11 protein-coding genes are annotated in these 10,783 nt (G+C 70.9%); 1 reads left to right on the top strand and 10 read right to left on the bottom strand.

Features of this window, described 5'->3' with window-relative positions:
- Positions 1-425 precede the first annotated feature (425 nt).
- Entirely contained in the window at positions 426-716 is a 291-nt protein-coding gene (locus JAP66_RS30455) for a hypothetical protein (protein WP_199435324.1), read from the top strand.
- Positions 717-726: 10 nt separating this feature from the next.
- Here JAP66_RS30455 and fadD8 read toward each other — a convergent pair whose 3' ends face one another.
- From fadD8 to JAP66_RS30405, 10 genes are all read right to left on the bottom strand, one after another.
- Positions 727-2,310, bottom strand: a complete 1,584-nt coding sequence (fadD8, locus tag JAP66_RS30450; RefSeq protein ID WP_235999758.1) for a fatty-acid--CoA ligase FadD8 — start codon at positions 2,308-2,310, stop codon at positions 727-729.
- Positions 2,307-3,506, bottom strand: coding sequence for a thiolase C-terminal domain-containing protein (locus JAP66_RS30445; protein ID WP_199435323.1), 1,200 nt, complete (start codon positions 3,504-3,506; stop codon positions 2,307-2,309). Before JAP66_RS30445 ends, fadD8 begins: the two co-directional genes overlap by 4 nt.
- Positions 3,503-4,669, bottom strand: coding sequence for a thiolase family protein (locus JAP66_RS30440; RefSeq protein WP_199435322.1), 1,167 nt, complete (start codon positions 4,667-4,669; stop codon positions 3,503-3,505). Before JAP66_RS30440 ends, JAP66_RS30445 begins: the two co-directional genes overlap by 4 nt.
- Positions 4,666-5,742 carry a thiolase family protein gene (locus tag JAP66_RS30435; RefSeq protein WP_199435321.1) on the bottom strand — a complete coding sequence of 359 codons (1,077 nt, stop codon included), beginning with the start codon at positions 5,740-5,742 and terminating at the stop codon, positions 4,666-4,668. The genes JAP66_RS30440 and JAP66_RS30435 overlap by 4 nt, the downstream gene beginning before the upstream one ends.
- The gene (locus tag JAP66_RS30430; RefSeq protein ID WP_199435320.1) at positions 5,735-6,175 is read right to left on the bottom strand and encodes a Zn-ribbon domain-containing OB-fold protein; all 441 of its coding nucleotides are present in this window, start codon (positions 6,173-6,175) and stop codon (positions 5,735-5,737) included. The genes JAP66_RS30435 and JAP66_RS30430 overlap by 8 nt, the downstream gene beginning before the upstream one ends.
- Before the next feature lie 113 nt (positions 6,176-6,288).
- Entirely contained in the window at positions 6,289-6,729 is a 441-nt protein-coding gene (locus JAP66_RS30425; protein ID WP_199435319.1) for a Zn-ribbon domain-containing OB-fold protein, read from the bottom strand.
- On the bottom strand, positions 6,726-7,574 hold the full coding sequence (locus JAP66_RS30420; RefSeq protein ID WP_199435318.1) for an SDR family NAD(P)-dependent oxidoreductase: 849 nt from the start codon (positions 7,572-7,574) through the stop codon (positions 6,726-6,728). Before JAP66_RS30420 ends, JAP66_RS30425 begins: the two co-directional genes overlap by 4 nt.
- Positions 7,571-9,016 carry an aldehyde dehydrogenase gene (locus tag JAP66_RS30415; protein WP_199435317.1) on the bottom strand — a complete coding sequence of 482 codons (1,446 nt, stop codon included), beginning with the start codon at positions 9,014-9,016 and terminating at the stop codon, positions 7,571-7,573. Before JAP66_RS30415 ends, JAP66_RS30420 begins: the two co-directional genes overlap by 4 nt.
- Positions 9,017-9,246: 230 nt before the next feature.
- A complete protein-coding gene (locus tag JAP66_RS30410) occupies positions 9,247-10,080 on the bottom strand; it encodes a prolyl oligopeptidase family serine peptidase (RefSeq protein WP_199435316.1) in 834 nt (277 codons plus the stop codon).
- 162 nt (positions 10,081-10,242) lie between these two features.
- On the bottom strand, positions 10,243-10,782 hold the full coding sequence (locus tag JAP66_RS30405) for a putative immunity protein (protein WP_199435315.1): 540 nt from the start codon (positions 10,780-10,782) through the stop codon (positions 10,243-10,245).
- Between the last annotated feature and the right edge of the window lies 1 nt (position 10,783).

The raw sequence follows: 10,783 nt of genomic DNA, 5'->3' as shown, positions 1-10,783 counted from the left end.
AGCACAACGGCCCCACCCTCGACACGCCCCGGCCTGACACCCTGGCCGTGAACCGACGCCCTAGCTGTGCTGTCCGGCCGGCACCGGATGTGCTCGCCGACATCCTGTTGACCCCCTGGCCCCGGAGGTCTACCGGTTCCGGCGCGAAAGGCCGACCTCACTACCGACCAGGTCGCGACCGCGCTCCGGGCTGCTGGTCCAACGCATCCTGTACTGAGGGGCCGACTGCGGCTATCTCCAGGACGAACATCCTTCTGCTACCCTCCCAGCCATGCAGCCGCCTGTGACGTCGAAGCGAGACGTAGTAGTGAGGCGCGTCGGCTGAACCCAGGTCGCCGGCGCGCAGCGTCGCCGACCGCGGACACGTGGAACTCGTCTCGGGACCTGGCCCGGATCCTTTTCGGTCCTCGAGCTGGAGATTCACCATGTCCCTCGATATCGGTTCCTCGTCGTATCGCATCCCCGCGGCCCGGTCGTCGTTTCCTGTGCGCCGCCGGATCGCCACCTACTTCACCGGTGGGGTCGAGGGGCTGCTCACGCTGTCCTCGACACTGCGCCAGGGTGACTGCAAGGTGCACGACCTGACCGTGGACATCCGGGACGGCGTCACGGAAAGCAGCATGGTGTGCACCATCATGGCCACCGACATGGACATCGATCCCCTGCTGGACCGCCTCCGCCGGCTTCCACCGGTCACCTCGTCGGAACTGCTGTAGCGGCGGCCGGTCACGAACTCCTCAGGGTCTCGCGCAGCGCCTTCTTGTCCGGCTTGCCCAGGGCGGTCAACGGCAACGAGTCCGCGACGACGACGTGCTTGGGGGCCTGTACCGACCCCTTGCGTTCCTTCACCGACGCGGTGATCTCCTCGGTGAGCTTCGCGATCGACTCCTCATCAGCCGGGTGGCCTTCGCGGAGCACGACCACCGCCGTCACGGCCTCCCCCCACTTGTCGTCCGGGGTGCCGATGACGCCGACCTGCGCGACGGCAGGGTGCGTGGCGACGACATCCTCCACCTCACGGGGGAAGACGTTGAACCCGCCTGTGACGATCATGTCCTTGACGCGGTCGACGATGAACAGGAAGCCGTCCTCGTCCTGCCGGGCGACGTCACCGGTGTGCAGCCAGCCGTCCCGGAACGCCTCCGCCGTCGCCTCCGGCTTGTTCCAGTACCCGCCCGCGAGCAGCGGGCCGGCCACGCAGATCTCGCCCGGCTCGCCGGGCCGCACCTCCTTGCCGTCCTCGTCGAGCAGCGCCGTCCGCACGAAAGCCGAAGGGCGGCCGCACGAGGACAGGCGCGCCTCGTCGTGCTCGTTCTTGGCCAGGTAGCTGATCGCCATCGGAGCCTCGGACTGCCCGAAGTACTGCGCGAAGATCGGCCCGAACCGCTCGATCGCCTCCCTCAGCCGGACCGGATTGATGGCCGCGGCACCGTAGTACACCGTTTCCAGGGACGACAGGTCACGCGTGCGCGAGTCCGGGTGGTCCATGAGCGCGTACAGCATCGTGGGCACCAGCATGGTCGCCGTGATGCGCTCCTCCTCGATCGTGCGCAGCACCTCGGCCGGGTCGAACCGCGGCAGCACGACCAGTGAGCCGCCCTTGATCAGGGTGGGCGCGAAGAACGCCGCGCCCGCGTGTGACAGCGGCGTGCACACCAGGAACTTCGGCGCCTGCGGCCATTCCCACTCGGCCAGCTGGATCTGGGTCATGGTGGTCATCGTCTGGGCGGTTCCGATGACACCCTTCGGCTTACCGGTGGTGCCGCCCGTGTAGGTGATCGAGACGATGTGGTCGGGTGCGAGATCGGCCGCCCGCAGCGGTCCGGGCTCGAAGGTCTCCGCCACCGCGGCCAGGTCCTGCGCGCCGGTACCCGCCAGGGCCTCGGGGACCGGGCCGATGGTGAGGATCTGCTTGAGCCCTGGCACCTTCTCCAGCAGTGCGCGCGCCCGCTCCACGAACGACGGCACCGGATCGATGATCAGGGTGGAGATCCCGGCGTCGTCCAGAACGTAGGCGTGGTCGTCCAGCGATCCGAGCGGGTGTAGCGCGGTGCGTCGCGAGCCGAGCACCTGGCCCGCGCCGATGATCAGCAGCACCTCGGGCCGGTTGAGGGACAGCAGCGCCGTCGAGGCGCCGGTGCCCGCGCCGAGCGCCTCGAAGGCCTTCGCGTACTGGCTGACCCGCTCGGCGGTCTGCTGTCCGGTCAGGGTGGTCTCCCCCAGCACCAGCACCGGCTTGTCCCGATGGCGATGCAGGGCCGAGATGATCAGGTGGCCCAGGTGGTTCGGCTGCCTCATGTCCATGGTCATGCGAGTTCCCTCCCGTCCTGCGGGGCGCGGTAAAGCGTGACGACGCAGGCGCCGCCCAGCCCCAGGTTGTGCGCGAGTCCGAGTCGGGCGCCGGGCACCTGACGTTCGCCGGCGCCGCCGCGGAGCTGCCAGGTGAGTTCGGCGCACTGGGCGATCCCGGTGGCGCCCAGCGGGTGTCCCTTCGAGATGAGCCCGCCCGACGGGTTGACCACCCAGCGGCCGCCGTAGGTCGTGGCGCCGGAGCGGGCCAGCTCGCCGCCCTCCCCCTCGGCGCACAGGCCCATCGACTCGTACGTGACGATCTCGTTGACGGAGAAGCAGTCGTGCAACTCCAGCACGTCGAGGTCGTCGACCACCGCCTCGGCCGCGTCGAGGACCTCCCTGGTGGCCCTGCGGGTCATGGGCGCGCCGATCACGTCGATCATCGAGCCGGACCGGAATGCCTCCGGGGTGTCGGTGACGAGACTCTGCGCGACGATCTCGACAGCGTGGCCCGCCAGGTCGTGCTCTTCGACGAACCGCTCGCTGACCACGACCGCGGCGGCGGCCCCGTCGGACATCGGGGAGCACTGCGAACGCGTCAGCGGTCCGTGGACGGGCCTGTCGCCGAGTACCTCGTCCACGGTGTAGGGCCGCTGGAACTGCGCGAGGGGGTTGCGCGTGGAGTGCTCGTGGTTCTTCACCGCCACGCTCGCCAGGTCCTCCGCCGTGGTGCCGTAGCGGTCCATGTGCTCGCGCGCCGCATTCCCGAAGAACTGGGCGGTCACCGGGGCGTCCTGCGCCCAGCCGTGGGCCGGCACCATGACGCCGAGGTGCCGGTCGACCGTGGTGACCTTCGCCGAACCGCCCGTCATCGCGTCCTTGGTCATCTGCTCGAATCCGACGGCGAGCGCGACATCACAGAGTCCACTCCGGACCCACTCGCGGGCGAGCACGAGCGCGGTCGATCCGGTGGCGCAGTTGTTGTTCACGTTCACCATCGGGATGCCGGTGAGCCCGACGTCGTACAGCGCACGCTGGCCGGCCGCGGACGGCTGGAACACGTACCCGACCGCGGCGCGCTGGACCCGCGGGTACCCGATGCCGGCGTCGGTGAGGGCGGCGTGCACGGCGTCCTCCACGAGGGCCGGGTAGGTGACCTCGGAGCCGATCTTCGTGAACGGTGTCATCCCGACTCCGGCGACGAACGCCTTCATGCCGCCACCGCCGGTTTCTCGCTGCCGACCACCCACAGCGCGTGGAACTGCGAGGCCCCGCCCATGGCGTGACCGACCGCGCGCCGCGCCTCCTGAACCTGGTGCTCGCCCGCCATCCCGCGTACCTGCAGGGCCGCCTCGGCGAACCGCAACAGCCCCGTGGCGCCGGTCGGGTTGCCGGAGAGCACACCTCCTGAGGGATTGACCGGCAGGTGACCCCCGAAGGCGGTGCGGTCGTCCTCGACGAGCCGCCAGCCCCGGTGTTCCTCGGCGAGCCCGATGTTCTCCAGCCACATCGGCTCGTACCAGCTGTAGGGGATGTAGAGCTCCACGACGTCGAGTTCACCGGCCGGGTCGGCGATACCGGCCTGGCGGTAGACGTCGCGGGCACAGTCCCGCCCGGCCTGCGGGTTCACCTCGTCCCGCCCCGCGAAGTGCCCGGTCTCGGTGCGCCAGGACATGCCGTGGATCCACGCGGGCCGGCGGTCGGTGCGCGGCACGTGTTCCTCACTCGTGATGACGACGGCGCAGGACCCGTCGGAGGACGGGCAGGACTCCAGGAAGCGGATCGGGTCCCACAGCATCGGGGAGTTCCGCACCTCGTCGACGGTGATGTCCGGACGCTGGATGTGCGCGTAGGGGTTGCGCGTGGCGTTGAGCCGGTGGTTCACCGCCACCTTCCAGCCGATGTGCTCGGGCGCACCCGACCGCCGGATGTACTCCCGGATCACCGGAGCGAAGTGCCCGCCCGCACCCGCGCCCAGCTGCGCGCTGAACGGCAGCGGGCGGGACAGCGCCCACGTGAAGTTGCCCTCGGACTCCTTCGAGTACGCGACCACGAGCACGCGGCGCGCCAGCCCGGCGGCGACCAGGTGGGCACCGTAGATCGCGGCATGGCCGCCGACACTGCCGCCGGTGAACACGCGCGTCACCGGCAGGCCGACCGAGCCCATCGCGTCGGCCAGGTACAGCTCCGGGTTCATGACCCCGTCGAAGAGGTCGGGGGTTTTGCTCAGCACGACGGTGTCGATGTCGGCGAAGGTCAGCTCGGCGTCCTCCAGCGCACCCCGCACCGCCTCGCGGACCATCGCGCCGATGGTCACCTCCCGGCGCTTGGCCTGCCTGCTCTGGCCGATTCCGACGACCGCGAGTGCCTTCGTCATGCGGCAGCCTCCCCGGACATCAGGCACACCAGGTTGTGTTGCAGCGCGGGGCCGTTGGTGGCGTGGGCGAGGGCCCGCCCCGCCCGGCCGTCGAGAATCCGCCGCGCCGCCTCACCGATGCGCACCAGGCCCGTGGCGGTGACCGGGCGGCCGGCCAGTGGCCCGCCGGAGGGGTTGACCACCGTCCGCTCGAGCCCGAGCGCCGAGGCCAGCAGCGGCTCGGCGTGGCTGTACTCGGTGTGCAACTCCGCTATGTCCACCTCGGAAGCGCCGAACCCGGCGAGCTCGGCGGCCCGCGCGGCGGCCACGCGGGTCGACTCCGAGCGGGTCAGGTTCCGCACGCCCGGATAGTGCGTGTCCATCCGGTGGTCGAGACCACGCACCCATGCCTGGCGGTCACCGAGCCGGCGAGCGGCGTCGCCGGCGGCGAGCACGACCACCGCCGCCGCGTCGCCCACGGGGGCGACGTCGTGCTCCCGCAACGGCGTACTGACGTAGGGCGCGTCGAGAACCTGGTCGACACCGAGGTGACCCGACTTCTGGGCGTACGGGTTCCCCGTCGCCGCGGACAGGGAGCGCACCACGATCTCGGCGAGGTCGCGTTCGCTGGTGAGCCCGGCGTCGATCATCGCGGCCGCCTGCAGGCCCGCGAGGGCGTCGCGATGCGGGCGCAGCGGCGCGAGGAAGTACGGGTCCAGCTGCGCGGGCAGCACCTGGTCCAGGTCGGCGGCCAGCGAACCGCGGCCGATGCCGTACACCAGCGCGATGTCGCCCTCGCCGAGCTGAAGCCACGACCACGCCTCGGCGAAGGCCCACGCGGCGTCCATCTCGACGTGCGACTCGGAGACCGGCGGCCACGCGCCGACCGCATCCAGCGACTCGATGTAGGCGAAGGTGCGCCCCTCGAAGAAGTCATGGCTGCCCGAGGCGAAGAAGTCGACGTCGTCCCGGTCCACCCCCACCGCGCCCAGCGCCTCGCGGATCACCGGCAGCAGGATGCCGGCCATGTCGTCGCGCCGGTTGGCCGCCTCGCACGGCGACTGCGCGAACGACACCACGGCGACGTCACGCATACTCGTCCCCGGCCGGCCGGTAGTGGCGGATGCTCGTCAAGGAGTTCTCCCGTTCGTCCTCGCCGGCCCACACCGGTTCGACCTCCATGCCGATCCGCACGTCGGCGGGATCGACCTCGCGGACCAGGTGCATCAGCCGTGTCCCGCTGCCCTCGACCTGGATGTGCGCCACCACGTACGGCGGCTCGTGGACCTGGCCCGGGAAAGGGAAGCTCACGACGCAGAAGGTGGAGATCACGCCCCGCCCGTCGAGTTCGAACGGCTCGTCCAGCCGGCTCAGACAGCGGGAACAGAACTCGGGCGGCGGCAGGTAGACCTGTGCGCAGGCCGGGCAGCGGCGCGCGAGCATGCGGCCCTCGGCCAGCCCCCGGAGGAACACCGAACGTCCCGTGCCCGCCACGTAGGTGTAGTCCATCCGGAAAGGACTGGCCATGGTGGTGAGCGGCTCGGGCAGGGTCGGTGCCGATGGTTCGCTCGCAGGCTCCCTCAGCACCGATGGTTCGCTCGCAGGCTCTCTCAGCACCGATGGTTCGCTCGCAGGCTCCCTCACGGCGCCACCTCGAAACACTCGATGTCACGCAGGTCGCCGACCCGGTCGCCACGCCACCGCACGCGCACGCGCATTCCCACCTGCATCCGCGACGGGTCACCGCCCACGTCGACCGCATGGAAGAACGAACCGGCGGTGCCGTCGATCGCGACGAGCGCCCAGGCGAAGTCGCGCGCCACCGGGTCACCGGCCCGTGACCGCGCCCAGGTCCAGGTAGCGACCGTCCCCGCAGGCGCCAGCTCCACCAGCTCACCCGTCTCCGCCCCGGTGTCCGGGTCGAACTCCAGGGGCGGGCACACGACACCGCGCTCCGCCCGGGCCCCGAAGAGCCGCCTCTCCTTGAGACCGGCGAAGAACGTGCCGATCTTGGGCCCCACGGTCCGCTCGAACGGGAACTCGAGAGTGTACGGAGCGCTCAGACTCGCGCCTTCGGTCACGACGCTCCCTTCCGGGACGACGCGGCACGCTCCTCGTAGGCCGCGCGCTCGGCCGAGCCGATCGCGTCGAGCATGGGGGTGTCCGCCCTCAGTGCGTGCTGCATCCACTCCCCGAAGCGCCGTCCGGCCAGTGCGCCGAGGCGCAGTGCCGGGCCGATCGACTTCGGCACGTACACCTCGAACCTCGGGCGGTGGAGGACCCCGACGATCGCGGCCGCGGCATCCTCCGGGGTGATCGGCGTGACCCCCTTGACCACGATGCCGTTCGCCAGCTCGGTCGCCACGATCCCCGGGAGGACGCACGAGACGTCGATGCCGGTGCCGCGCAGCTCGGCCCTGAGCGCGTCGGAGAAGTTCAGCACGCCCGCCTTCGCCGCCGCGTAGGTCGCGCCGCCCGGGAAAGCGATCTTCGCGGCCACCGATGCGACGTTGACGACATGTCCACTGCCGCGCGGTCTCATCCGCCGCACCGCCTCGCGGCTGCCGTGGATGACGCCGTGCAGGTTCACGACGAGCACCCGCGCCGTGGCCTCGTCCATCTCGGCCTCGGCCCGGGCGAGTGGCATGATCCCCGCGTTGTTGACCAGCACCTCCAGCGGGCCGAGCCGCTGCTCGACGTCGTCGAGACACGCGGTGAACCCGGGCCGGTCCGTGACGTCCAGCCGGAAGGCGGTGGCCGCCGGGCCCGCGCGGTCCGCGACGTTCCTTGCGGCGGCGAGGTCGAGGTCGGCGACCGCGACCCGGGCACCGGCCCGCACGAGCGCGGCGGCGGTCGCGGCACCGATGCCACGGCCGCCTCCCGTGACGACGGCGACCTTGCCCGCCATGGACCGGGTGCGGTTCATCCGATCGGCAGGGCGACGGACTTGAGCTCGACGTAGCCGTCGATACCCTCGGGACCGAACTCGCGCCCGATGCCACTGGCCTTGAAGCCGCCGAACGGGGCATTGAATTCGAGCAGGTACTGATTGATGCCGAGCGTGCCGGTACGGACCCGCCTGGCCACGTCGAGGCCGTGGTCCACATCGGAGGTCCACACCGAACCGGCGAGACCGTAGTCGGAGTCGTTCGCGATCCGAACGGCGTCCTCCTCGTCCTCGTAGGGGATCACCGCCAGCACCGGCCCGAAGATCTCCTCCTGAGCGATCCGCGCGGAGTTGTCGACGCCGGCGAAGACCGTCGGCCTGACATACCAGCCGGTGTCCAGCCCTTCGGGCCTGCCGGGACCGCCGACCGCGACCTTTCCGCCCTCTTCCTGGCCGATGCGGATGTATCCCTCGACCCGCTCCTGCTGGCGGCGCGCAACCAGCGGGCCGATGAAGTTGCCGTAGTCCAGCGGGTCACCGATGGTCAGCGCGCCGACCATTCCCGCCAGCGCGTCGACCACCTCGTCGTGGCGCTTCCGCGAGGCGAGGATGCGGGTCTGTGCGATGCAGGCCTGCCCGCTGTTCATCAGCGACGCCAGCTGGAGGCGTTCGACGGTCTGGGCGAGGTCGGCATCATCGAGGACTATCGCCGCCGACTTGCCGCCCAGTTCGAGCGTGACGCGGCGCAGGTCCTGACCGCACAGCGACGCGATGTGCCTGCCTGCCGCCGTGGACCCGGTGAAGGAGATCTTGTCGACTCCCGGGTGCGTGACGAGGTGCGCGCCGACCTCACGACCCGCGGGCAGCACGCTGACCACGCCGTCCGGCAGGCCGGCCTCGTCGAGGATCTCGGCGAGGACCAGGCCGGAGAGCGGGGACTCCGGCGGCGGCTTGAGCACGACGGTGCACCCGGCGAGCAGCGCGGGCGCGAGCTTGGCCATCGTGACGAAGTGCGGAACGTTCCAGGGCGTGATGATGCCGACGACGCCCGCCGGTTCACGGCGAACGACGACCTCTCCGCCGAAGGTGCCGGTACGCCGCTCCTCCCACGCGGTGTTGCGTGCGGCGTTGAGGAAGGAGTCGAGCGCCATCACGGTGGCGCCGACCTGACCGACCTGGGAGAACCAGATCGGCGCGCCCATCTCGGTGCTGATCAGCTGGGTGAGCTCGTCCTGCCGGGCCCGGTAGGCGTCGGCGAAGCGCTGGACGGCGGCGATCCGCTCGGCCGGGTCCAGCCGCGGCCACTTCCCGCCGTCGAAGGCACCGCGGGCCGCCGCCACGGCGGCGTCGACGTCTTCGGCGGTGGCTTCCGGCGTGCGTCCCACGAGCTGCTCGGAGTGGGGCGAGACGACGTCGATCGTGCTCTCCGTGGCCGGCGCGGTCCACCGGCCACCGACGTAGAGCTCCTTGTACACCCGCATGCGCACTCCTCGCTGACGACGCCGGCAAGCCTGCCCTCAAAACTAGAACAAGTTATCGTTTGCGCGCAACGGGCACGGCGGAGCAAGCGTAGAAGGCGCAAGTCGGCCTGGTAGAACAAGTACCACTGGACCGCCTGGCCGGCCCGTCAACGTCGAGGTGGGAGGCCCCTGGTCACCTCTCGTGAGTGCGCACACGAGTTAGAACGCGGTTGCTCACTCACGACGGGCGATCAACGCGACGTCGCGGTGAGCTGCCGGAGGAACCACCGGGTCAGGATCTCGTCGACCACCTTGGCTGTGGGCCGTTGCGGGGCCGGTTCCAGGCCGGGTTCGTCGGCGAGCGAGTGCGCCAGGTCCGGCACAGTCGTCAGCTCGACCTCGTCCGGTTGCGCGTACCGCTCGCGTAGCGTGTCGACCAGGGCAGCCGCGTCCGTCCGCAGCGCCGGGTGGTCCAGTTCGCCGCTGACGAGCAGCAGCGGCGGTTGTGCCGCGATGTCGGTGGCGCGGGCGACGAAGTCCAGTTCGTCGGCGGTCCTGCGGGACTCGGCGGTCCACGGGTATGCCTGCCCGGACCGGGCCTCGACGAGCCCGATGGCGGACCGTATCCGCACAGCCGGGTTGACCAGTGCGAGCGCCTTGACCGGGGCCCGCCCCGTGGTCAGCACCTCCAGTGCCACGGCTCCGCCGAGCGAACCGCCGAGGACACCGACCGGCTCGTCGTCGACCGGCAGCCGATCGCGCAGCGCGGCCAGCGCGGCCGGGAACTCGTCGGCGGCCTGGCGGACGAACGGGGCCAGGAACGCCATCAGGGCGTCCCTGCGGGCGAGTTCCATGATGGCGTCGACGCGGCCGTCGACCATCCGTGCGCCGCACATCGGCATGCCCAGGTGTACCCGCCAGGCAGGCATCCCGGTCATGGGCAGCGCGGCCGCGAACGCCGCGTCCGTGCGGGGCGCGTCCAGCATGTGCCAGGTCACGATCAACGGTGCGGGGCCGTCGGTGACACCGGCCGGGGGTAGCGCCGTGAACGGTACGCCCGCTGCGGTGCCGGTGATGGTCTCCATGCGTCTCCTATGGTTCCCGGGCTGTCAGGCCAGGGTAGACAGCTCGACGGGCCACGGATCGGCTTTCCGCCAACGGCGTAACTCCTCCGACGATCCTCTCCGGACTCATCGGGCAGCACCACCGGCCACCGAACCGCGGGCGCCCAAGGGTTTCCGCCGGGATCACCGGAGCGACGCGTGCAACTGGCGGATCAGTTCTCCGACCCGCCCACCGCCACGCGGGGCGACCGGGTAGCGCCTCAGGACGTCCACCACGACGGGATTCGCGAGGATCCGCGACTGCGCGATGTGGTCGGCTCCGACGGCGGGATCGTCTCCTGCGGACAGTTCGGCCGCTCGTGCGGCATGAGCGGCCGCTCCGAGGATGTGCTTGACCTGAGTAGCCTTCGCCAAGGGATGGAGAAACGCCGCACCCGCCGCGGCGAGGGCCGCACGCGCGGCGTCGTTCGCCGCGGCCAGTCCCGCATCACGGCTCTCCTGAGCCGCCCGCTGTGCCGCCCACGCGCTGTCACGGAGCGCCTTGGTCCGCTCGCCTCCGTCCGCGAACGCCTGCGCACCGTCGATCGCGGCTCGTGGACGGGGATCGTCATTGCGTTCACGTTCGAAGATCGCCAATGCGGGCCGCGCGCACGCCACGGCGTAACCGGCGACCTCCCGGAGTTCGGACCGGCTGAGTTCGATCGTCGTGGAGTCATCCGCCATG

Source organism: Qaidamihabitans albus (assembly GCF_016464705.1).
Lineage (GTDB): Bacteria > Actinomycetota > Actinomycetes > Mycobacteriales > Pseudonocardiaceae > Qaidamihabitans > Qaidamihabitans albus.
Note: the sequence above shows the minus strand (reverse complement) of the source record. Positions and strands in the feature narration are given on the sequence as shown.